21 protein-coding genes are annotated in these 23,037 nt (G+C 56.3%); 6 read left to right on the plus strand and 15 right to left on the minus strand.

Features of this window, described 5'->3' with window-relative positions; translation table 11 throughout:
- Position 1 precedes the first annotated feature (1 nt).
- The 3 genes from JJO78_RS13120 to JJO78_RS13130 form a co-directional block, all read right to left on the minus strand.
- A complete protein-coding gene (locus JJO78_RS13120; RefSeq protein WP_075196993.1) occupies positions 2–1,735 on the minus strand; it encodes a BamA/TamA family outer membrane protein in 1,734 nt (577 codons plus the stop codon).
- Positions 1,736–1,744: 9 nt separating this feature from the next.
- Positions 1,745–2,395 (minus strand): dimethylsulfonioproprionate lyase family protein, encoded by a 651-nt coding sequence (locus JJO78_RS13125; protein ID WP_075196992.1) that lies wholly within the window; start codon positions 2,393–2,395, stop codon positions 1,745–1,747.
- A gap of 119 nt (positions 2,396–2,514) precedes the next feature.
- The gene (locus JJO78_RS13130) at positions 2,515–2,889 is read right to left on the minus strand and encodes a hypothetical protein (protein ID WP_083637283.1); all 375 of its coding nucleotides are present in this window, start codon (positions 2,887–2,889) and stop codon (positions 2,515–2,517) included.
- A gap of 111 nt (positions 2,890–3,000) precedes the next feature.
- On the opposite strand from JJO78_RS13130, the gene JJO78_RS13135 reads away from it, so the two are divergent.
- Positions 3,001–3,570, plus strand: a complete 570-nt coding sequence (locus tag JJO78_RS13135; protein WP_036209321.1) for an NnrU family protein — start codon at positions 3,001–3,003, stop codon at positions 3,568–3,570.
- Positions 3,571–3,574: 4 nt separating this feature from the next.
- Here JJO78_RS13135 and JJO78_RS13140 read toward each other — a convergent pair whose 3' ends face one another.
- Both JJO78_RS13140 and JJO78_RS13145 read right to left on the minus strand, forming a co-directional pair.
- Positions 3,575–4,468 carry a sigma-70 family RNA polymerase sigma factor gene (locus tag JJO78_RS13140; protein WP_143743924.1) on the minus strand — a complete coding sequence of 298 codons (894 nt, stop codon included), beginning with the start codon at positions 4,466–4,468 and terminating at the stop codon, positions 3,575–3,577.
- A gap of 25 nt (positions 4,469–4,493) precedes the next feature.
- On the minus strand, positions 4,494–4,946 hold the full coding sequence (locus JJO78_RS13145) for a carboxymuconolactone decarboxylase family protein (RefSeq protein WP_007152678.1): 453 nt from the start codon (positions 4,944–4,946) through the stop codon (positions 4,494–4,496).
- A 144-nt stretch (positions 4,947–5,090) separates the two neighbouring features.
- Between JJO78_RS13145 and JJO78_RS13150 the strand changes: the two genes are divergently transcribed.
- Positions 5,091–5,936 (plus strand): DUF72 domain-containing protein, encoded by an 846-nt coding sequence (locus JJO78_RS13150; RefSeq protein ID WP_075196989.1) that lies wholly within the window; start codon positions 5,091–5,093, stop codon positions 5,934–5,936.
- A gap of 1 nt (position 5,937) precedes the next feature.
- Here JJO78_RS13150 and JJO78_RS13155 read toward each other — a convergent pair whose 3' ends face one another.
- The 5 genes from JJO78_RS13155 to JJO78_RS13175 form a co-directional block, all read right to left on the minus strand.
- Positions 5,938–6,579, minus strand: a complete 642-nt coding sequence (locus tag JJO78_RS13155) for a response regulator transcription factor (RefSeq protein WP_075196988.1) — start codon at positions 6,577–6,579, stop codon at positions 5,938–5,940.
- Between the two features lie 54 nt (positions 6,580–6,633).
- Positions 6,634–7,983, minus strand: a complete 1,350-nt coding sequence (locus JJO78_RS13160) for a cache domain-containing protein (RefSeq protein ID WP_075196987.1) — start codon at positions 7,981–7,983, stop codon at positions 6,634–6,636.
- A gap of 193 nt (positions 7,984–8,176) precedes the next feature.
- Positions 8,177–9,469 carry a TRAP transporter large permease gene (locus tag JJO78_RS13165; protein ID WP_075196986.1) on the minus strand — a complete coding sequence of 431 codons (1,293 nt, stop codon included), beginning with the start codon at positions 9,467–9,469 and terminating at the stop codon, positions 8,177–8,179.
- Positions 9,466–10,011 carry a TRAP transporter small permease subunit gene (locus JJO78_RS13170; protein ID WP_007152683.1) on the minus strand — a complete coding sequence of 182 codons (546 nt, stop codon included), beginning with the start codon at positions 10,009–10,011 and terminating at the stop codon, positions 9,466–9,468. Before JJO78_RS13170 ends, JJO78_RS13165 begins: the two co-directional genes overlap by 4 nt.
- Positions 10,012–10,131: 120 nt before the next feature.
- The gene (locus JJO78_RS13175) at positions 10,132–11,214 is read right to left on the minus strand and encodes a TRAP transporter substrate-binding protein (protein ID WP_007152684.1); all 1,083 of its coding nucleotides are present in this window, start codon (positions 11,212–11,214) and stop codon (positions 10,132–10,134) included.
- A 536-nt stretch (positions 11,215–11,750) separates the two neighbouring features.
- Between JJO78_RS13175 and JJO78_RS13180 the strand changes: the two genes are divergently transcribed.
- The gene (locus JJO78_RS13180) at positions 11,751–13,043 is read left to right on the plus strand and encodes a hypothetical protein (RefSeq protein ID WP_075196985.1); all 1,293 of its coding nucleotides are present in this window, start codon (positions 11,751–11,753) and stop codon (positions 13,041–13,043) included.
- A 12-nt stretch (positions 13,044–13,055) separates the two neighbouring features.
- On the opposite strand, the gene JJO78_RS13185 is transcribed toward JJO78_RS13180, so the two are convergent.
- The gene (locus JJO78_RS13185) at positions 13,056–14,999 is read right to left on the minus strand and encodes a sigma-54-dependent Fis family transcriptional regulator (RefSeq protein ID WP_075196984.1); all 1,944 of its coding nucleotides are present in this window, start codon (positions 14,997–14,999) and stop codon (positions 13,056–13,058) included.
- A gap of 377 nt (positions 15,000–15,376) precedes the next feature.
- Here JJO78_RS13185 and JJO78_RS13190 point away from each other — a divergent pair, with 377 nt between their 5' ends.
- Positions 15,377–17,179: a flavin-containing monooxygenase gene (locus tag JJO78_RS13190; protein WP_075196983.1), complete on the plus strand. Its 1,803-nt coding sequence runs from the start codon at positions 15,377–15,379 to the stop codon at positions 17,177–17,179.
- Positions 17,180–17,297: 118 nt separating this feature from the next.
- Here the strand turns inward: JJO78_RS13190 and JJO78_RS13195 are convergent, their stop codons facing one another.
- The 4 genes from JJO78_RS13195 to JJO78_RS13210 all read right to left on the minus strand — a co-directional run bounded on the left by JJO78_RS13195 (position 17,298) and on the right by JJO78_RS13210 (position 21,227).
- A complete protein-coding gene (locus JJO78_RS13195) occupies positions 17,298–17,474 on the minus strand; it encodes a hypothetical protein (RefSeq protein WP_178380819.1) in 177 nt (58 codons plus the stop codon).
- A gap of 87 nt (positions 17,475–17,561) precedes the next feature.
- Positions 17,562–19,172, minus strand: coding sequence for a BCCT family transporter (locus tag JJO78_RS13200; RefSeq protein ID WP_075196982.1), 1,611 nt, complete (start codon positions 19,170–19,172; stop codon positions 17,562–17,564).
- Positions 19,173–19,301: 129 nt separating this feature from the next.
- Entirely contained in the window at positions 19,302–20,159 is an 858-nt protein-coding gene (locus JJO78_RS13205; RefSeq protein WP_075196981.1) for an EamA family transporter, read from the minus strand.
- Positions 20,160–20,345: 186 nt separating this feature from the next.
- A complete protein-coding gene (locus JJO78_RS13210) occupies positions 20,346–21,227 on the minus strand; it encodes an AEC family transporter (protein WP_007152690.1) in 882 nt (293 codons plus the stop codon).
- Positions 21,228–21,487: 260 nt separating this feature from the next.
- On the opposite strand from JJO78_RS13210, the gene JJO78_RS13215 reads away from it, so the two are divergent.
- A complete protein-coding gene (locus JJO78_RS13215) occupies positions 21,488–22,300 on the plus strand; it encodes a gamma-glutamylcyclotransferase family protein (RefSeq protein WP_075196980.1) in 813 nt (270 codons plus the stop codon).
- Between the two features lie 9 nt (positions 22,301–22,309).
- Positions 22,310–23,035 carry a hypothetical protein gene (locus JJO78_RS13220; protein ID WP_075196979.1) on the plus strand — a complete coding sequence of 242 codons (726 nt, stop codon included), beginning with the start codon at positions 22,310–22,312 and terminating at the stop codon, positions 23,033–23,035.
- The last annotated feature ends 2 nt before the right edge of the window (positions 23,036–23,037 follow it).

Below are 23,037 nucleotides of genomic sequence, written 5' to 3' on the forward strand. Positions count from 1 at the left end.
CTTAGAATCGCGAACGACCCCGCAACAAGACCTGCACCTGGTCAACGCTGTCATCTCCCGCCAGCGGGAAGGCGAAGTCCAGGTGCAGCATTCGCTGTACTTCGATCCGGCTTGAGGCCAGCCTCAGGCCGAATCCCACATCCGTCAGTACGCCGTCATCGGGTCCGCTATTGCGACCATCATCAAACCAGGCTCTGCCTACATCGGTGAAAATCACACCCCCCATGCGAAACAGCTCGAAAGGGTGCCAGTCCGGGAAGTAACGGCGCTCCAGTGTCCACAGCGCTCTTCTGTTGCCCTGCTGGTAGTTGCTCGGATAACCACGAAGGCCATTGTCACCGCCAATAAGAAGCTGTTGATCCACGGTCAAATTGTGCGCTGCCGTGAACGACAGGTTGGTGTACCAACTGTTCCAGTCCACTGCCCCGCCGTGAAAGTACTCCAGGCTCAGGGTTCCGATAAGGTTCTCGAAACGGTGCTGGTCAAATCGCCAGGTGCCGCTCTGACTGAACCCGTAGCTGGCGTAGTTGGTGTCAGTGGCCAGCAAAGCATCCCGGAAGTCCATATTCAGTAGGGCGCGGTCTTCCGTCGCTCCAAGTCCCGGCGAGGAGTACCCCAGCTCGGTACGCCACACAAAGCCGTCCCGCACGTCCTCGACCCGTTGCAGACGAGTCAGGTTTGTCATTTCCCGGAAGCGGTTCTCACGGTAGTCAAACCCGACCCATGGGTAGCTCAGTGTCCGATCATCGGGCAGAAGGTCCAGATTGGTTTCATCCGGTAAGCGCTCAAACGCCCGGGCATCGTAGCGAAAACCGGCAAGCAGTCTTAACTGGCTGCCATTGCGTTCTGCCAGTCGCCAGCCGACATCAACACTGGCAAAATCGCGGTCCTGCCGATAGTCCGCAATTGCCTCCGCCCCCACATAGCGGGATTGTTCGCGAATGTCATCCTCACCACTCAGGCCAAATCGCCACTCCGCCAGCTCACTGTAGAATGGACGCTCAAGGTAGGCACTGCGACCGCGCCCATCACTGCGCTTATCGTAGGAAAGGCCTGCCTGCCAATGGGAGCCAAGCACGTTCGGATCATCGAAATCGACACTGGTCTCGCTGCGGTCGGCATCTTTTTTGTGGGAAATCCCCACGCTCTTGCCGGAACCCAGGAAATTCGGATCAGAAAGGCCGGTGTTGGTTTTATTCTCGCCTCCCGTCCTGGAAGCACCAACGCTCGGCAGTAACGTCCAGGTGTCACGTGCAAGGACAGTGACTTCCAGCTCATTCCCGCAAACGCGGGTAACACCGATCCACGCGGCCGTCAGGTACTCACTCTGCCGCAATATACGTTCGGATTCGTCCAGCGTACCCGGTTGGTAAACGTCACCTTCGTCGAACACCAACTGGGCACGCAGGGCCGATTTCCAGGTCGGGGTATTTAGAGCGTTCAACGTGCGATAAAGAAAGTTGTCCTGTTCAGGATCGGTGGTATCGAAGATCGGGCGCCGAACAATGTTTATTCGGGTAATTTGGGCATCCTCGGGAATGATCAGATCACTTTGGCGTGCCAACTGGTCTCGGGGCTGATCAAGATCAATGGCTTCGGGCTGGATTTCGCTGGCGACACAATTGTTGGTATCAAGTTGCGCCAGCACATCCGAACTGAAAGGAGCAAGACCCAAAGGGAAAAGGAGTAGCCTCTGGAATAGAACGATCGCATCAATGTGCCTGACGCGAGCCATCACGGCACCTCATCGCTTGCGGCCAGAAAAGCTCATTGTTTGATTGGCAAGCTTCTCCTCTGTCCCCGTCCAGGCATAGGCCAGTAACGTAGGCTCAAAGTCCCCGGTCGTCATTCGATGGGCTTTCTCCGGAGGATTAAAGAACAGGGATCTGGGTGTGAACACACTGTAGTTGCTGTCTGACACCGATCCACTCAGGCAGATATAGGATTCGCTGATGCCATCATGGCTGTGCTCGGGGTAGGTGCAGCGAGGCCCAAACAATACCAGCCCCAAAATGACGTTTCTGCTGATTGCCGGGCCATTGGGGCCCATCAGTTCCGCGTACGCGTACTTGCGGGCCAGGCTTTTGTGCATTCGCTCATAACCATAGCGCCAGGTCAGTTGATCGGAAACCCGCATCAATGCCCTCACCACCGGCGCGGTTCGCTCACTTAGCCCCTGATCCAGCGCACGCCCCAGCCAGGCGCAAACAGGTAGCTCGACCGGCTGATCGAATTCCATGGACGGGTTGGTTTCAAGTTCCGCGTTCAGTCTATTGCGAACATCTTTGAGGTGTGAGCGGATGATTGGATTCCCACCTGCGGAGCCAAACCGGTAGAGATGCCAGTACTCACGAAACAGATATTGCCAGTCAACGTGATCAGAAAGTCTGTGCATCTGTCGTCTCCTGTCGGGCTCAGCCAAAATAATCGTGCATCCCGATACCGAGGATGGACTGTTTGACACCTGCACCCAATGTTAGCCCAACCCGAAGCAGGTTTGAAAAAACCGATTCCCTAATCTACGAGTCCGGATCGGGGAACCAGGCAGTTCATCGCTGTGATGGACAGATCCCGGAACACCTCTTCCGAGGCGATCACACTGGGAAACCGATCATAGATCCCACGGCGGCAGGTTGATGTGCGGGCCTCGCTTTTGCTGACGCAGGTTGAGTGGGCCTCTGAACGGCGGCTTTGCCCGACAGTATCGTCACATAACGACGGGATCTGCTTAACAACCCAGTCCATGGCAACGCTACGCTCAACTGGATTCACGGTCAGATTTGTAAAGCGGCTGGCATCTACTGACGGTGGGCGTTCCCGGGTTTGCTCCCACAACACAAACAACAGGGCTGCAGATACCAATACAACGGTGACTTTCGGAAACTTCATGGGCGCCTTATCAATCCAGTGAAACAGGCTTTGGATGATAAACGCTTGAGAATGTGCTGTCCCGGTTTGCGCAACTATACTGTCTGGAATTTCTCAACGGAGCATGGGTAAATGGCAACACTGATCGTTGGTCTGGTTTTATTTCTTGGCGTGCACTCTCTGTCCATCGTCAACGAACCGCTGCGCAATCGCCTGCACAACTCCCTTGGCGAAGGGGCGTTCAAGGGGCTTTACTCGCTGGCCGCATTGGTCGGTCTGGTTCTGATCGTTTGGGGGTATGGCAACGCCCGCCTCGACCCGACCGTCATTTACACATCTCCAGGCTGGCTCCGGCACCTGGCCATGCTCCTTCTGATTCCGGTCTTTCCCCTACTGCTGGCCACCTATTTTCCGGGCAAGATCAAGGCAAAACTTGGGCACCCAATGCTCGTCGCGGTCAAGCTCTGGGCTTTGGCTCACTTACTCGCGAACGGGATGCTGCACGACCTGTTGCTGTTCGGCTCTTTCCTGGCCTGGGCCGTGGTGGATCGGATCTCCTTGAAACGCAGAACCCAGCGGCCGATTGCGACCCTGCCGGCCAGCAAAGCGAACGATGCCATAGCGGTTGTTGGTGGCCTTGCGGTTTATGCGGTGCTGGTAATGTGGGCTCACCAATGGCTCTTCGGGGTGGCGCCAGTGTGACACCCTAAACACGCAACTCTGGCAGGTGGCCGGCCAAATGCCCTAGTTTGTCCGGGTTGCGCACGACATAGACCGACTGGATACGGCCATCCACCACATCCAGTGTCGTGATCTGTGGCAGCCCATCCTGTTCAATGGTCAACCATCCCGGTAGCCCATTCACGAAAACGGCTTTAACCCACCGAGGGCTGGGCGATGCAGACTTGCGCGCCACGCCTTCAAAGAACCGGCTGATCCTGTCGGCACCAAGAATCAGGCGCCGCGCTGCAATCCTCTTTCCCCCACCATCGGTATGCAGTATGGCGTTCTCACTCAGCAGCGCCTTCAACGTTGCCACATCGCCACTGCGGGCGGCGTCGAAGAATCGATCGGTCAACTGATTATGCTCGCTTGAACTCACCTCATAGCGCGGGCGCTCAGCCTGCACACGTTTCCGGGCGCGGCTTGCGAGTTGGCGGCAACTGGCTTCACTGCGTTCCAGGCTCACAGCGACCTGGCTGAAATCCAGCCCAAATACATCGTGCAACAGGAATGCAGCACGTTCCAGGGGAGACAACCGCTCCAGCGCCAGCATCAGGGCAAAGGACACATCACTGGCAAGCGCCTCGGCGCCTGCCGGAGTGTCCTGACTTTCGACTATAGGTTCCGGCAGCCAGGGACCATCATAGACCTCCCGCTGCCGATGAGCGGCGCGAAGGCGATCAAGACAAAGCCGGCTGGTGACCGTGGTCAGGTAGGCCCGCACATCATCGACTGACAGGTGATCGGCATGGTGCCAACGCAGGTATGCATCCTGCACCACATCCTCTGCCTCCGTCACCGAACCCAGCATGCGGTACGCGACGCCTGTCAGGTATCGGCGCCAGTGATCAAACTGATGCGCGGGCTGTTCATTCATGGCAATTGGTTCCCGGCGTACTTGGTTACAGTTTACGGTCATTCGGGTGAACCGCCCGAAAGCCCACGCTGATCCGGTTCCAGACGTTGATCGCACCGATCAGCAACGTCAGGTCGACGAACTCCTTCTCGGTGAAATGCGCTCGCCCCTGCTCGTAATCCTGACTGGGTGCACCGGTGTCAGCCACGTTCGTCAGTGCTTCGGTCCAGGCCAGGGCAGCCCGTTCACGAGGTGTGTAGAGCCCGGACTCACGCCAAGCGGACAGCAGGTAGAGCCGTGCTTCACTTTCACCGGCTTTGCGGGCATCGCTGGTGTGCATGTGCAGGCAATAGGCGCAACCGTTAATCTGGGATGCCCGGGTTTTCACCAAGTGGATGAGGCTGTGTTCCAGCCCACAACTGCCAACGTACTCCTCCAGCCGGGTCATTGCGGCGATGGCGTCCGGGGAGGCCTTGTAGGCATTCAATCGCGTTTCCATTATCTTACTCCTCTGCATGGGGGGACACGAGGTGGCATCATGTCCACGTAGGTTCTACAGAGGTAGACGGGGCAGCCCTGATGTTTGTGACATACAGAGACTAATTTTTAGCAGACCCTTGATAAACGGTGGTAAAACGGGACCATGGCACAACCCTACTTTCTCGGCTGCCCCCAGTGGCAACATCCCGACTGGACCAGCCGACTCCCTCCCGGTCAGAGCCCACTGGCGCGTTACAGCAGTGCCCTCAATTGCGTGGAGGGCAACACCACTTTTTACGCCACGCCCAGCCAGGAACAGTGCCGACAGTGGCGGTCACAGGTGCCCGATGACTTTCGTTTCCTGTTGAAGTTTCCACGCCTGATCACCCATGACCGTCTACTGAGTGGCGCTGGCCGCGAAGTATCTGACTTTCTTGAGATAATTGCGCCACTCAACGATGTGCTTGGCCCCATCCTTCTGCAACTTCCCGCCAGTTTCGGGCCAGAGCGTCTGGAAAACCTCTGGCGATTTATGGATGCCCTGCCCCCGACCCTGACCTGCACCGTTGAGGTTCGCCACAGTGCGTTCTTTGACAAGGGAGAGGCCGAGAAAGCCCTGAATCGTGGCTTGAGAGAACGCCGCATTGCACGGGTGTGCATGGACAGCCGGGCACTCTTTGCCGCGACCCCGGATAACGAGGAAACACGCGATGCACAGCGCAAAAAGCCGCGAGTACCAGTGCATCTGCTCCCTGTGGATGCAGCGCCAGTGATCCGCTTTGTCGGCCATCCCGACCTGGAGGCCAACCGTCCGTTTCTCGCACCCTGGGTTGAGCGCGCAGCTGCGTGGATCGAGGAAGGGAAACGTCCCTATATTTTCATGCACATGCCGAACAAGGGCGATGCCCTTTCCCTGGCGGCGCTCTGGAATGAGTTACTGCGTGAACGGGCACCCACGGTTGATGCCCTGGACCTCGACGAGACCCAGCCCCAGATGGGGCTATTCTGACTCAGAGCAACTGCTGGTCATAGGCGTACTTGGTCAGCTCCGCCGTGGTATTCAAATCCAGCTTGGACTTGATGTTTTGCCGATGGGTTTCCACCGTTCTCACGCTGATGTTGAGCTCATTGGAGATGGCTTTACTGCTAAGCCCTTTGGCCACTCTGGAAAGAATGGCCTCCTCGCGGCGAGTAAGTTTGCTCTCCACCGGCTCCATTGTTTCCACATGACGAAACAACGTCTCGGTCGCTGCCCGGCAGATGTAGGTGGCGCCATCAGCCACGGTACGAATGGCGCTCACCATTTCCTCAACCGATACGTCCTTCAGGATGTAACCCTTGGCGCCATGAAACATCAGCTGTGAAATGTATTCCCGGTTGTCGTGCATGCTGAGGATAAGCACTTTCAGATCGGGATAGCGCTCCTGGAAAATTTTCGTTGTTTCAATCCCGTTCATGTTCGGCATGCTGACATCCATCATGATCACGTCCGGCTTCAGGTCTTTGACCCGTTCCAGGGCCTCCAGCCCATCGGTTGCCTGGCCGACGACGTCGATGCCCTTTTCCTGTTCCAGCCGCGCCCTGATACCTTCCAGGACAAGGATATGGTCATCGACCAGCATGACCTTCACTACAGATTCTGATGTGCTCATAGGACCGTTACCGTCAGGTTTACTAGACCGCCAGGCTTATCCTTATTCTTTCGACTATGCCTGGTATTGTTTGAACGAGGCCATTATCCGGGTTCCGTTTCCTGGCCGCGGAGATACCTCAAACTCCCCACCCAAAAACTCCACACGCTCGCGCATATTACGCAACCCGATGCCTCGCCTGGCGTATGCATCTTTCTCGGCAATGCCTACGCCGTTGTCGGAAATACACAGAAAGAGCCCCTCCGCATCCTCTTCCAGGCTCAGCGCCAACCGGGTGGCCTGGGCGTGTTTCTCAACGTTCGACAAGGCCTCCTGAACAATACGATACAGCGTTGTAGCCACCTCCTCGGAAATATCCTCCTGCGGTGGCTGGATATCTATGTCCATAACGATCCCGCTACGTTCGCGGAAGTCATCCAGCAACTGGTTGAGCGCCGCCAACAACCCCAGGTCATCCAGTACGCTGGGGCGCAGATCATGGGAAATACGCCGTACTTCCTGTATCGCACGGTTTAAAACCTCTCCGCCTTTCACCAGTGACTCCTGGGCGACGGAGTCACCCTCTGGAATATGGGTCATGGCCGTCTCCAACCGATATTTCACAGACACCAGCAGTTGGTTGATGCCATCATGCAATTCCCTCGATACCCGGCGGCGTTCTTCTTCCTGATGTTGCACGGTCTTGTGGCTCAGCTCTTTCAGATTCTGGTCCGCCAAGCGATGTTCGTGCACATTAAACAGAACCCCCGCAGACACCACAACACCGATTGATACCATCAACGCCAACAGAATGGCCCACAGGGTCTGTTTAACGTTAGCGTCCACGCCCGCTTCGATGGCCCGCATCTCAGCGGCAATATCATCGATATACAATCCCGTGCCAAACATCCATTGCCAGTCTTCAATCTGTTCAACGTAGCCAACTTTATCCACTTCCCTGCCGGTGGAAGGCTGCTGCCACAGATACTGGTAATACCCTCCGCCATTGTCAGCAATCCGTATCAGATTCTGGATCAGATAGTTCCCGCTACTGTCCTGGAAATCGTACATATCCCGTCCGACCAGGGCCGGCTGTGCTGCGTGGACCAGGTTCAATCCGTCATGGGTGTAGGCATAGAAATAGCCGTCGTCACTGAATGAGGCCTCCTGCATCAGAGCCATAACCTTGTCGCGGGCTTCATCATCATTGGCCGCGTTCTGACGGACAAATTCGATAGCGGTGCGCATTATGGAAACGTAGTCTTTCAACGCTGTTTCCTTGGACCGCCGCAGGTTCTGCTCAAAAATCTGCAGTTCGCGTTCCATGAGTATGTCGCCCTGGTGCAAGGTCACCGCGGAGAAAATACCGGTCACCACCAGCAAGGGAACCAGGGCAAGCAGTATCAATTTTGTTCTTAACGACATGACCGTCACATTGTCCTTTATAAGCACACGCCATCTAGGCATCGGTTGCGAGACTCCATCAGTCTAACCCAAACCGTAAAAAAGAGCGGGCCTGGAAAAGAGTCTCCCAAGGCCCGCCAAACCTCCAGTCAAGGTACTTCAGCCAGATCGAAACATGCCCTCAGCGTCATTAATAAAAGCCTCCAGAACTCGCTCAGGAGGATGACATACCAAAGAACGCGGGGAAGATCAGGATCGCGATCAGCACCATTATCTGCAGCAGTATGAATGGCGCCACACCGCGATAGATGTCGGTGGTTTTAACCTCGGGTGGTGATACTCCTTTCAGGTAGAAAAGACTGAACCCGAAGGGCGGCGTCAGGAAGCTGGTTTGCAGGTTCATCGCGATCAGGATGGCGAACCAGAGCATATTGATACCCATCAGTTCAGCGATGGGCGCCAGAATAGGTACGATGATGAAGGAGATTTCGACAAAGTCGATGAAGAAACCCAACACCAGAATAATAAGCATGGTCAGGATCAGGAAGCCCCATTTCTCACCCGGCAGTTGCAGCATCCACTCCTCCAGCAGGTAGTCGCCACCGGTGTAACTGAACACCATGGAGAAGGCGGTTGCCCCTACCAGAATGGCGAAGACCATGGCCGTCACCTTGACCGTATCCCGAGAGCTTTCCCACATCATCCGCCAGGAAAACTGGCGATAGGCCACGGCCAGAACCAGCGCGCCGACGGCACCCAGGGCTGAAGATTCGGTCGGCGTTGCGATACCGGTAAAGATCGAGCCCAGTACCACAACAATCAATGCCAGCGGCGGTATGATCGCCATCAGGGCTTTGCCGATTTCCTGTGCCCGGCTGTCATCGCTATCCCGCGGCATCGCTGGCGCCGTTCCCGGCGATCGCCAACTGACGAACAGGATATACCCGATGTAGAGCCCCACAAGCACCACACCGGGGATCACCGCGGCCTTGAAAAGGTCCCCTACAGGCAAGCCGAGCACGTCACCGAGGATGATAAGGATGATGGATGGCGGCACAATTTGCCCCAGGGTGCCTGAGGCACAAATGGTGCCGCAGGCAAGCTTTTTGTCATAGCCATTCGCCAGCATGACCGGGAGCGAAATCAACCCCATGGCCACGACACTGGCACCCACCACTCCAGTGGAGGCGGCCAGTAAAGCACCGACCACGATGGTGGATATCGCCAGTCCCCCGGGCAATCCACCAAACAGTCGCCCCATGGACTCCAGCAATTGCTCCGCCAATCGGGTGCGCTGCAACACGATGCCCATATAAATGAACAGCGGTATCGCCATTAACACCGTGTTCTGCATAATGCTCATAATGCGGAATGGCATGAAGGCAAACAGTTGCGGCCCCTCTGCAATCAGGCCAAAAATCAACGCAACGCCGCCGAACGTAAACGCAACAGGAAAGCCCCACAGCAGCATGAAGAGGCAGACCCCAAACATTATCATCCCGATCATGCCAGACCTCCTGCACCGGTTTGCTCGTCGTAGGCGGATTCTTTGACAAGAACCCTGAGAGCGAAGGTCGCCATGCCCACGCTGGCAACCGCCAGCCAGAATGAAGAAAACGGAATCAGCCCTTTAACAATAAAGCGGTAGGGCAAACCTCCCGGATCTCCGCTGCCTTCCCCCATGTGATAGGCATCAAGCATGTATCCCCAACCCAGCCAGGCGATCATGGCGGCAATCGGAAGCGCAAAAAAAAGGGCCCCAACAAGATTGACCCAAGCCTTGAAAGCTTCACTGCGGCCGGCATAGAGAACGTCCACTCGCACGTGACCATCCGTCCTCATGGCGTAAGGAATGCCCATCAGAAAGACGACGGCGTACAAGTGCCACTCCAATTCCTGCATCCCAATGGATACCTCATTGAAGGCATACCGAGCCACCACATCGTAGAAAACGTTCAGCATCATCAGGACAAATGCCACGCTTGCGACCCAGCCACACGCTCGAGATACAGCGCCTAACCCATCATCCACAGCAATTAACCAACGCATTACAACTCCTCTTGCCGAAGCGGGGACTCCGGACCAATCGGGATTAAATAGGACTCATGAAAACACCCGAATGCCGACGCTTCTTGCGAAGCGCCAAGCATCCGGCCAATGGCGGGAAACTTACTCTTCCAGTTCGGCCATGGTGTTCAGGTAGGCGCGCTCGGAGATGTCGATGTAAGCACGTGTTTTGTCCAGATAGGCCTGCTGTGACTTGATAATGCGCTGACCTTGCTCGTTATCCCTGGAATACGCTTCCAGGACCTTTTCGTTAGCCGCGACCATGGCTTTGAAGATATCGTCCGGGAAGGTTTTGACCTTGACGTTCGGGTACTCGTCACGAATGGATGCCCAAGCTTGTGCATTGGCATGCACGGATTGGGTCAGCATGTCGTAGGATGCCGTACGCATAGAGACACGCAGAACTTCCTGCAGATCCGCCGGCAGGTCCTCCCAGACATCCTTGTTGATCAGGAACTGCAACTCGGTGGCGGGTTCATGCCAGCCGGTGTAGTAATAGTCAGCAATCTGCTGAAAACCCAGACGCAGGTCCAGGGCCGGGCCTACCCACTCAACCGCATCGATGGTGTTGCGCTCCAGGGCGGTGTAAAGCTCTCCTGGCGGGATGTTGGTAGGATTAACGCCAACTTCGGCAAAGACTTCGCCAGCAAACCCGGGGATTCGCATTTTCAGCCCGTCGAGGTCTTCCAGGGTTTTGATTTCTTTGCGGAACCAGCCGCCCATCTGGTTGCCCGTATTACCGCCTGGGAACGACAGCATGTTATGGGGCTCGTACACTTCCTGCATCAGCTCCATACCGCCACCGTGGTAGAACCACGCCCATTGCTCCTGAGCGTTCATACCAAACGGCATACTGGTGAAGTAAAGGGTGTTGGGCACTTTGCCCTTCCAATAATAAGACGCTGAATGGCCCATGTCGTATTGGCCCGCTTTGACCATATCAAAGACGCCAAAAGGCGCTTTGTGGCGGTTGGCGGAATCGATCCGGATCTTGAGCCGGCCGTTGGACATTTTTTCGGCCATTTCCGCCATGTTCTTGGTGGCATCACCGAAAATCGGGAAGTTCGGCCCCCAGGTTTCTGCGAGTCGGAGGGTGTAGCTCTTATCAGCAGCGTGGGCAAAGGACGTGAACAGCACGGAGAACACCACTGCGGCGGTCGCAGCAGCTTTCAAGAAGTTTTTCATGATCTTGTTCCTGTTGTGTTTGTTGTATTAGAACGATGCTCGGGTCGTCATTCGCGACTTATGGTCACGATTTGAGCGAGAACTAACAATCCGTAGGAATGACCAAACCAATACGCAGTGATTACTTAGAACGCCGCAGAAAAACTACGTATTAATACTTAGAGGTATATCCAACTCCTGCCCACCGTTTAAATTTGTAATCGCTAATAGTCCGGCCGCGCCCAAGCAAATGTCCCGGCTGCCGGGTCGATTGCATAAACTGTATAAATAACAGCGAACTAAGGAACCAAAATCGCCCCGAGACCATGTAACGCTCAGTCTCACCGTGTATCGCTCTGTAAGCGCCAACTTCCTGACGATTCTCACCCGAAAAACCCTGAACCAGACCGCATATAACCGAAAAATGCCGCTGTAAGATTCGTCCGAACTCGTCAATAAATTGGTGCGAAACAATGTCAACTTGCGGCAATAATTTAACGAAGCATGGACTGCTGACTCTATCTTTAGCGGTTCTGCTTTCGGGCTGCGGTCTCGACATGACGTCCTCAGACAACGCCACGACACCACAGTCAGAAGCGTCAACCACTCCGGCGGCTGAAACGGTTGAGCTTGCCGGCGCCGCCATGAAAGGCGTTATTCAACAAGGCCTGGTGACCGCCACTCGCCTGATATCCGACAAAGACGGCTACTATGCTCCACAGCGACAGGCCGCAAAACCGGTTTTGACAGCAAACGACGGTAGTTATGTGTGGCAATTGCGAGGAAAGGCGGACAGCTGGGCTTTGGTAGAACTTACCGCTGACAGTAATACCCGCATGACTTGCGACGTCGTTCCCCAATGCGAACGCAGCGGCGCCGAGCCGGTTGCCTTTGGCGACACCATGATGCTGGACGATAGTTTCAGTCTGCGCGGAGCCGGTGATCTTCGCATGGAGACCGTCAACCTCACGCCGCTGACCCATTTGGCCGTGGCGCTGGCTGAGCGTAGCGAGAATGGGCTCTCCCCCGATGCACTCTCTGGGGCCTATGAAAGGGTTGAAGGCTGGTTTGGCCTGGCAGCGGGCTCCTTGCGCCTCGACCCGCCGGACCTGACCCGCCTGGACGAGTTTAACGGCGTGTCTGCCGATGCCCTGCAGGTCGCCGTTGCCAATGCGGCTTTCCTTGCCCTGGTCAACAACAACGCCCAATGGAACAACATTTCCGATGTCCTGAACAACGTGGCAACCCAGATTCTCGAAACCGGCCAGATCAGCCTGATGGGCGACGGCGAAAACATCGCTCTGGCCGATCTCGTGTCTGCCGCAGCAGTGCAGGCCTCTGAGCTGCAGGCCGAGGTGGACTCGAGCGTCATCAGCCAAAGACTCGTGGTGGCCGAATACCGCTACGTACAACGCTTCAAGACCATTGCAGAGGTATACGGCGAAGACGACACAAGCGTTGTCGATACACCAGAGCCCGATACCAGTGACGACAACAGCACTGGAGATACTGTCGCCGACAACGGAACGGACAACGACACCAGCGAACCGCCGGCCCCCGAGCCAAGCCCCGAGGACACCGTTCCGGCCAACGCAGCCCTGCTAAGCTGGACCGCGCCGCTCACCAGAGAAAATGGTGACAGTCTCGCGATGGGCGAAATTGCCGGCTTTGAGGTGGTTTACGGCAACAGCGAGGACAGCCTGGACCAAAGCCTGGCCGTTGGCGACGCCTCTATCGACGAGTTGCTGGTGGACGAGCTCACCGAAGGCACCTGGTACTTCGCTATCCGCACCCTGGATACGGATGGCAACCGCAGCCGGTTGTCAGAGGTGGTCTACAAGCAGATATAATGCAGCGTAGACTTATATTTTGCTTTGGAACCTCGGCGCCTCAATCGCCTGCTGCTGCATCCAGCGATAGATAGTCGGGCGTGACACTCCATAACGACGTGCGACCTCAGAGACGTTCCAGCGATATTTCTTTAGTGCCGCCAATAACGGATCGCTCTCGTCGGGGTCGACATCCCGCTCAACGCTCGTTGCCGCGATCGCAGGATCTCTCAAGCACTCGTCTGGTAGGTCATTGGCCGTGATCTGTCCATCGTCGCAGGTAGCTTCTGCAAACGCCAGTGCATTAACAAGCTGACGAATGTTACCCGGCCAGTCATAGGCAAGCAGCGCACTCATCGCATCTGCCCGGATTCGAACATCGGGCAGCTGTCCCTGGTCGATCAGGTGTGTGAGTACCCGGTTAATGACATGCTGTCGGTCAGCCCTTTCTCCCAGAGAGGGCAAGCGCAGCGTGGCCCCATTCAGCCGGTAATAGAGGTCAGCGCGGAACGCACCATGTTCAATCAGTTGGCCCAGGTCCTGGTGCGTGGCGGCTATCACGCGACAGTTCACTTTCACGGGACTGTCGGCGCCCACTGGCAGAATTTCGCCTTCCGCCAGCACCCGCAGCAGCCGGGTCTGGAGCTGCAGGGGCATATCCCCGATTTCGTCCAGGAACAATGTCCCACCATCCGCCTGCTGGATCATTCCCCGCATTCCTCTGGCCCGCGCACCGGTAAACGCGCCCGCCACGTACCCGAAAAGCTCGCTCTCGATCAGTGACTCGGGAATGGCTGCGCAGTTTACGGCAACAAACGCCCGTCGGGAGCGGTGGCTGGACTGGTGTATTGCCCGGGCAAGCACTTCCTTGCCCGTGCCGGTCTCACCCAGCACCAGCAGCCCGACATCTCTGTTCCTCAGTCGTTTGGCAAGGCCAAGAGTTCGCCTCATGACGGGGTCATCCGCTGCCAGCGCATCTAGCTCAGGCACAGATTCATCAGTGGGCAGGGCGTCAGAAGATGCGGAAGCCGTCGACTTGATCCTAGGCTGGATCAACGCTGCAAAAAAGGTATTGCCACTGATGCAGTGCCTGAACGCCCTGACCTGATCATCCTGATCGTAAGGGATGCTCCAGATGTCCCTTAACTCGCATTCAAACAGGCTGGTCAGCTTGGTATCGCTGCCGTTTCCATGGCTCCACATGAGTGAACGACCGGCTGTATTGGCGGCCTCCACGCACCCATCCCCGTCAATGGCGAACAGGTACTGGCCATTTACCTGCACAAACTCCCGCGAGGCATCACACCGGAAGACCGTCTGATTGCGATAACGGCGGAGGAAATAGGCGTCCTCAATCATGCGGGCGTAGAGCTGGGTAAGGTGCAGTGCAAACGTCTGGCTGCTGTGTGGATCAGGCGAATCCAGAGCCGAAATATCGAGTACCGCAAGCAGGTTGCCCAGCGGATCAAGAATGGGCGCCGAGGTGCAGGTCAAGCTTATATGGGTTGCATCGAAATGGTCGACCCGGTGACATGTCAGGGCCTGCCCCTCTTCAATACACGTACCCACAGCACAGGTGCCCGCGTACTTCTCACTCCAATCGGCCCCCAGGTACAAACCGGCTTTACGCAAACGTTGGTCAGAACGCCGATCCCCCAGAAACTGCACGGTAATGCCCCGGTGATCCGTCAACAACAGCACATAACCCAGCTTTGCGATATTCATATACAGTTGCTCAACGCCGGCCCGAGCCACGTTGAGAAATTCATCGACCGAGTCCTGATGCTCCCTCAGGGTTTGATGAGTCACGATCCGGGCACGACGCGGCTGGCTCGGGTCCAGTCCGTACTCGTCAATACATCGCTTCCATGAGCGACCAATCAGTTCGGACTCCGGAGATAAAGCCGCACACACGCCTTCATCCGTATAACTTAGAATCGTATCTATGTGGCGCCGCTGTGCCTGTTGCATCGTCATGCCAAGCTCCTGCATTGCTCTGATATTGTTGTTGTCATTTACGATGAGATACTGCTTCGTCGTTCTGACAGCCTATACCGGATTACCCGGCATCAACATCCTCCTTTAGTGCCTGAGTGATCGTTACACCTGTAACGCATTTACAGGCAATCGCATTACAGCCGTAATGCCAGGGCCTTCTGCCACATGGCTCCGCCACCCCCTCCTCCTTTCACAAAAATCCCTGAAACCCCTTTATTTCAGATACCTGGAAAATAAAAAGCCCTTGGAGACCGATGTGGCACGTCATCTGCTCCGTTCCTATTAGCGTGTTCAACAACGCACCGGGGATCAAAGACTCCCCGCCAACAAAAACAATGGAAATCTGGAGAACCGTGATGACCGAAACCCAAATCACCCCCACCCAACGAGTTCAGCAGTGGCTTGACGGGTTCAGCGAGATACTGCAGTCGAGCGATCCTGGAAGGGCGGCGGAACTGTTTGAAGCAAACGGCTTCTGGAGAGATCTTGTTGCAATAACCTGGAACATAAAAACCCTGGAGGGCCGGGACCATATCCGCGACATGCTGGAACAGACCTCGAAACATGTCCTCCCCAGCAATTGGAAGGTTGCCGAAGACGCGACAGAACAGGACGGCGTGACCGAAGCCTGGATTACCTTCGAAACCAGGGATGCTCTGGGTAAAGGGCACATCCGGCTTCGCGATGGCGGTGCCTGGACCCTGCTGACCACCATGCAGGAATTAAAGGAGTTTCCCGAGAAGAAAAACTTTCTTCGACCCAAAGGCGCTCAGCATGGAGCGACCAAGTCACGGAAAACCTGGCTTGAGGCAAAGCAGGACGAAGAACAGGAACTGGGATACAGCCGCCAGCCCTACTGCGTGATCATCGGCGGTGGACAAGGGGGCATTGGCCTGGCCGCCCGTCTGCGGCAACTGGACGTGCCAACGATTGTGATCGAGCGAAACCCGAATCCAGGCGATTCCTGGCGCAACCGCTACAAGTCTCTTTGCCTGCATGACCCGGTCTGGTACGACCACATGCCTTACCTGCCGTTCCCGGACCACTGGCCCGTTTTCGCGCCGAAAGACAAAATCGGCGACTGGCTCGAAATGTACACCAAGATCATGGAGCTCAACTACTGGAGCTCAACAGAGTGCACGGGGGCGCGCTACGATGAGGCCAGTCAGGAATGGGTCGTGGAGGTGGTTCGGGACGGCGAGAAAGTCACCCTTCGCCCCAAGCAGCTCGTGCTGGCTACCGGCATGTCGGGCATCCCCAACATACCCGATATTCCCGGAATGGACAGTTTTGAAGGCGAGCAACACCACTCCAGCAAACACCCCGGTGGCGCTGCCTATAAAGGCAAGAAGTGCGTAGTCCTGGGCGGAAATAACTCCGCACACGATATCTGCGCTGCGTTATGGGAGAACGACGCCGACGTCACCATGGTTCAGCGTTCATCAACCCACATCATCAAGTCCGACACTCTGATGGAGCTGGTGCTAGGCCCACTCTACTCCGAAGAGGCGGTACAGAACGGCATGACCACAGAAAAGGCCGATCTCACATTTGCGTCGGTGCCCTTCAAAATCATGCCCGATATGCACATCCCGGTTTACGAGCAGGTCGCCGAACAGGATGCGGACTTCTACAGTCGGCTGAAGCGAGCAGGGTTCCTGCTGGACTTTGGCGATGATGGCTCAGGGCTGTTCATGAAATACCTGCGCCGTGGCTCAGGCTATTACATCGATGTCGGTGCATCCGAACTTGTCGCCCAGGGCGAAATCAAGCTTAAAAGCGGGGTCGGTATTGAACGCATCAACCCCCGATCTGTCACCCTGACGGATGGCACCGAACTGCCGGCCGATCTGATTGTTTACGCCACCGGCTTCGGCTCCATGAATGGCTGGGCGGCACGAATAATATCCCAGGAGGTCGCCGATAAAGTTGGAAAGTGCTGGGGTATGGGATCAGATACCACCAAAGACCCTGGCCCCTGGGAAGGTGAGCTGCGCAATATGTGGAAGCCAACGCAACAGGAAGCCCTCTGGTTCCACGGGGGCAACCTGCACCAGTCACGCCACTACTCGCTGTATCTCGCACTTCAACTGAAAGCCCGAAAAGAGAGCATCGACACGCCAGTGTACGGTATGGAAAACGTTCATCACCTTTCCTGACACCGGGATGGCTGGCCTCGGCCAGCCATCAACCGTGATCAGCACATTCTACTGTTGGGCAATGCGCTGATCCTCGCGTCAATTTAGCGTTTTGACGGAAGTCGCGCTTCTGTCAGGTTCATTGATTGTCATCCCGCACCTTCTGCAATTTTTGCAGTTTTTCGTGCAACAACGCCTCGAGCTTAATCAACTCTTGGCGATTCTTTTCGTTGGGCCTGTTGGTATAGAGCTCAACATAAGTCTGGGTGACCTCACTGAGGATCGGGTGTAGCTTTTTATAGGCTTCATCGACCATGAACAGCCTCCTTCCGTTGCTGATCAACGTCGTTGCTGATACCTAAAGCATAAGCAAGGCATTAACTCTGTGCAATATTTGATCAGGTCACAACTGCTCCGGCCGCGGTGGACTGCCCACCCTCACTTCGCTGAGTTTCTCCTGGGCCAGGCCGCGGAACAGGGCAAACATCATGGCGAATACGAGGATGAACATCGGCAGGCCAACCACGGTGATCACTTCCTGCAACGCGGTCAGCCCGGCGTCACCGGCAAGTACGATCAGCATCGCTGCCAGCATGCCTTCAGACACACCCCAGAAAACGCGTTGATGCCAGGGGCCCGGGTCCGGCGAGCCCGTGCATAACATATCGACCACCAGGGAAGCGGAGTCCGATGAGGTCGCGAAGAAGATGGCGACAATCACAACCGCCAGGCCCTGAATCAACGTAGCCCCCGGAAAGTTTTCGAAGAACGCGAACATGGCCAGGGGAACACTTTCCCCTACGGCTTGTGACAACACCCCCGCCTGTTCGCCCAGCGCCTCCCTGGCCTCCGGCCCAATGCCATCGATCTGCATTGCTGACCAGCCGAAAATGGCGAACCAGATCAGGGTGAAGATTGATGGCGCGAACAGGACCCCGAGCACGAATTCACGGATGGTCCGCCCCCGTGAAATCCGCGCCACGAAGATTCCGATAAAGGGCGACCAGGTCACCGTCCAGGCCCAGTAGAATACCGTCCAGCTGCCCTGCCATCCCCAGCCGCCATCGTCGCCGGTATAGCTTGCAAGTGTGTCGTTCCAGAAGGCCATGGGCAGCAGGTTCGATATGTAGAGGCCAAACGTCTCAACCACGGCTCGCAGAAGGAAAACCGTCGAACCGGTAAAGAGCACGAATACCATCAGGCCAGCGGCCATACCGATATTGATGTTGGACAACCGCTTCACACCAGAGTCCAGCCCGGCGACGATCGACCCCACAGCGACGGCCGTCAGGATGGCAATGATCAGCACCTTGGTGATTACCGCATCCGGAATGCCAAACAACTCAGTCAGCCCGGCGTTGATCTGCTGCGTGCCCAGCCCGATTGACACCGCCACACCGAACAGCGTGCCGAGGATTGCGAACACATCGAGAGTCTTGCCGAGAGGCCCGTATATGCGGTCGCCGATCAACGGATAGAACACCGAACTGAAGCGCATCGGCAGGTCGTAACGATAGATAAAATACGCAAAGGCAAGCCCCGGCATGGTGAAGATCGCCCAGGTGTGCAGCCCCAGGTGGTAGATAGCGAAGCTCATGGCATCGTCGGCGGCTTCGACCGAATAGGGCTCGACATTCGGCCTCGGCGGGGAAGAAAAGTGCGAGATGGGCTCGGCCACGCCCCAGAACATCAGCACGGTGCCGATGCCACCGGCGAACAGCATGGTGAACCAGGAGATATTACTGTAGGCCGGTTTCGCGTCGTTGCCGCCCAGCCGGATGGCGCCGAATCGGCTGAGCGCAACCCACAAGAGGAACGCTACCCAACTCGTCACCCCGAAAATGAAAAACCAACCCAGGTTGGTAACGATCCATTCGCGCCCCGCTCCGAAGGCCTCTCCGATTGGGCCTGGCGCAATCAGGAGCACAACCAGAAACAGGATCATGATCCCAGCGGACGTGAAAAAGATGGTCGGGTTGGTCCTGAGACCCAACTTTCTTGCGAGAGCTTCCATGGCGATTTCTCCCCGAGTCTTTCCGACAACATAGGAGCTAATCGAACGGCACGCCAAATTGTGGGCGAGATTTCATGTTTCTGAAGGCAAATGGCTATCGCCAGAGAACGCTGGAATCCCGGTTGATTACTACTGGGACTTGCTCGAATAGACGCTCAAGGCCGTCACTGTGACCAGGATGAGCCCCATGCCGAGGAACTGGACGCTGCCCAAGCTCTCATTGAGCAATACGATGCCGAAGAGCGTAGCGGTAACAGGTTCGACCATCGCTACAACGGCAGCGACGGTTGGTACGGTGTGCTTGAGACCCACGATATAGCTTATAAAAGACACGCCACCACCGAGCACCCCCAGCGCAATGAACATCGGCCATTCCGGTGCACCCAGCACAGCAATGACCTGCACAAGGCTGGCTGGCCAGATCAGAACAATACCGAGCACGGCAAACGCGATCACCAGAGCAGCCTGAGGGCTGCCGTTCCTGGCAGCAAACTTGAAGCCGAAAATAAACAATGCATAGGACAACCCCGAAAGCAGGCCGGCAACCACGCCAACCCACGTAATACTGCTACCGCCAACGTCATAGATACCCGTGAGTAGAGCGATGCCGACAATAACGATGACAATGGCCACGCATTTGAACGGCGTTGGCTGCTCCAGCCCGATGGCAAAGGAAACCAGAAACACGAACACCGGGGCGCAATACATGAGGGTCGCCGCGACGGCAACGCTGCCCTCGGAGATACTGAGGAAATAGAAGGAGAAGTTGCCCGCCACGCCAAGGCCGGCCACCGCCGCCCAGAACCAGAGCCGCGGCTTGGCCAATCCGCTGTTCCCAGGACGTAGAATCAGCCAGACAAGTACAAACAGCAGGCCGACAATCCCCCGGTAGAACGAGACTACGAACGAGCCCCACCCTTCTGCGAGCAGGATGGCGCCGATACCACCCGAAAGCCCCCAGAAAAGGGCTGCAAGCGCTACAAGCATTGCACTTCTTAGCGCGCGGTCACCGGATTGTTCTGGCGTGTGATCAGTCAGAATACTCTCCCGCCCGGCCAAACGATTGCTGGTAGACACGGTTCATTCAGGGTGACTGCGGAAACTGGGCACCGTCAATACGTTGGAGCCGCAAGCCGACCTGATGTTCGCCGCAGTAATCCCGGGCGCTGCCCCCTACGCAAACAGGGCAAAAATTACGGCAATCCCCAAAGAAACCAGCAACGACATTGGAATAGTCAAAGCGATCTCCTGCGACGGCCCTTGATAGCGCACCGACAGTACGTAGCTCATTACCGCCACCGGCATCGCACACTGAATCAGGAAAACCTGCGCTTCCATGGCGCTCAACGGCCAAATCAGCAACAGCACCCACGCAAGGGCTAGACCACCCAATGGCCGATACAGACTGAACACGAGAGGCCTTAGCATATCCCGCGCGCCTGACAGCCGCAGGTTGGCAATAGAGCTGCCCAATTGCATTAGCATTATCGGTACGGTAATCGAGCCCAGCATATCCAGCGTTATCATCACCGGTCCAGGCGGGCGAATGTTTGTCGCCAACAGAAAAGCACCTGCGATCAATGCCAGGACGGGCCCGTTCTTCAGCATTGCCCTGATGGAAAACCGCCCGGACAGGCAGCCGATTCCCAACGTAAAATGACTGACCTGAATCACCGAGGAAATCACCACCGCCAGCCCAAGCGACTGCGGACCAAACAGCGCAAAGCACACCGGAATCCCCATATTGCCCGTATTCGGGTGCACCAACGCCGGAAGATAGGACCTCACCGGCAGGCCAGCTAGCGTAAGCAACAGTGCAGTGACCATCGCCATGACGACCAGCCAGGCCACGGTAATGCCTACAAGGGCACCCATTCCGAAAATGTCCATATCCATGCTCAATACGGAGTGGAGCAGCAACGCGGGGATTCCAACGGTGGTAACCAGGCCAGCCAATGCCTTGCCGTCAAAAAAATCGGTTTTTCGGCCAAGAATGGCCCCGAGGAGTATCAAAGACAGCAGAGGGACAAGGGCTTCTGTGAGATGCTGAATCATAGTGAATAAAGAGAGGTCATGGTTTCAGGCTAAAGGGAACGGGGTTTGGCACTTTCAATACTCGGGTATAACTTCAACGCGAGATCATAAATAATGATGCCATATAGACTACCATTAAGCCCCAATATCCCGGGGTAAAGGTAACTCCGCGAAAACCGATACCTGGCCGTATTGCTGATAAGCCAATCTGCCACCGCCTTTGCCGTGGCAGGTTATAGAAAAGTACCTGAGGGCAGGTTAACCTGTAACCTATTGAATCTATGTTTTACTACTTTGGCTTTGGCTCCAACATGAGCATGCTCTCGCTGAGAGCGAAGGGTGTCGAGCCTCGGGCATCTACGAAAGCGGTGCTGCGCGGATGGCGGTTACGCTTCAACGTGCAGCACTTCTTCCGCCATGAGGGTGGTGTTGGCAACATCGAAAACACCGGCCACCCGGACGACCGGGTTCTCGGCGTGCTCCATGAATGCCCCGACGAGGCGCTTTCTCTGTTGGATCAGGCCGAAGCTTACGGGCATGGCTATAACCGCATAGAGATCGAGGTAGAGCCGGATAACCCTAGCGCGGCAATGGCCCCGAAGGTCTTTGCTCTCACCTATGTGGGCATGCCCCAATTTATCGACAACGACTGCCGACCAAGCCGTCGTTACCTGAACATCGTTCTGGAGGGAGGCCGCCAGGCCGGACTGGATGGCAAATACCTGGAGTCACTGGCCAATCAGCCCATTCATCAACTTGATGAGCACCCAACGTTCGCGGCACCACCCGGAGACTACCCAACATTTGACCGGGCGTTGCTGGCAAAACAGCCGCTGTACACGGCCCTCTACGGGGCCGTGTTTGATATGTCCGAGGCGAGGCCTCTGCACCACTTCCTCAAAGGCTTTTTTGGAGGCAGGGACATGACGCTTTTTCACCTCAGACGGCTGGACAGCAGCAACGTTGATGAAACCATGGACGATATCCGGAACGGACGCCTCAACAAGGCCCAGAAGCGATACCTCAACGCCTATCTGAACGAATACGCCAGAGAGTATCGCTACGTCGGCCGCTATAACTATGATAAAGACTGAGGAGCTCTCATGCCGTCTTTCCCGCCAGCCCTGGCACACAATGCCATCGAAGAGATCCTGCCGGATCTGTTTTTTGTCAGTGGTGCCATGGAAACCGTCCTTATGGACCTGGATTGGCAATTCAGCCGCAACATGACCATCGTCCGTGACGGTGAACGGCTGATCCTCATCAATACGGTCCGCCTTGATGATGACGGCCTGGCGGAACTGGACCGACTGGGAAAAGTAACCGACGTGATTCGGCTTGGCGCTCTGCATGGGCGTGACGATGCGTTCTATGTTGACCGTTACCAGGCGCAGTACTGGGTGATGCCAGGTCTGGAACCGGAGGACCAAAGCGGGTCTGAAAGAGAGGCAAACGTCCTCGGCCAGACGCTGCCCCTGAGTGACGCATCGCTATTTCAGTTCCAAACTACCAAACTTCCTGAAGGCGTACTCCACCTCCAGCGGGATGGCGGCATCCTGATAGCCTGTGACGCCCTGCAGAACTGGCTGAAACCCGACGAGCACTTCTGCGACGCCTCGCGACAGCGAATGGAGCAGATGGGCTTCTTCACACCCGCCAACATTGGCCCAGTCTGGCTGCAGGCGGCGGAACCTGCTGCCGAGGATTTTAACCGGCTCAAAACACTGAACTTCAAACACGTTCTCTGTGGCCATGGCCAACCCCTACTGGACAACGCCAAAGAGGACTTCAGCGCCACCTTCGATCGAGTGTTCCATTGCCAGGCGTGATC

Source organism: Marinobacter sp. DS40M6 (assembly GCF_028581595.1).
GTDB lineage: Bacteria > Pseudomonadota > Gammaproteobacteria > Pseudomonadales > Oleiphilaceae > Marinobacter > Marinobacter salarius.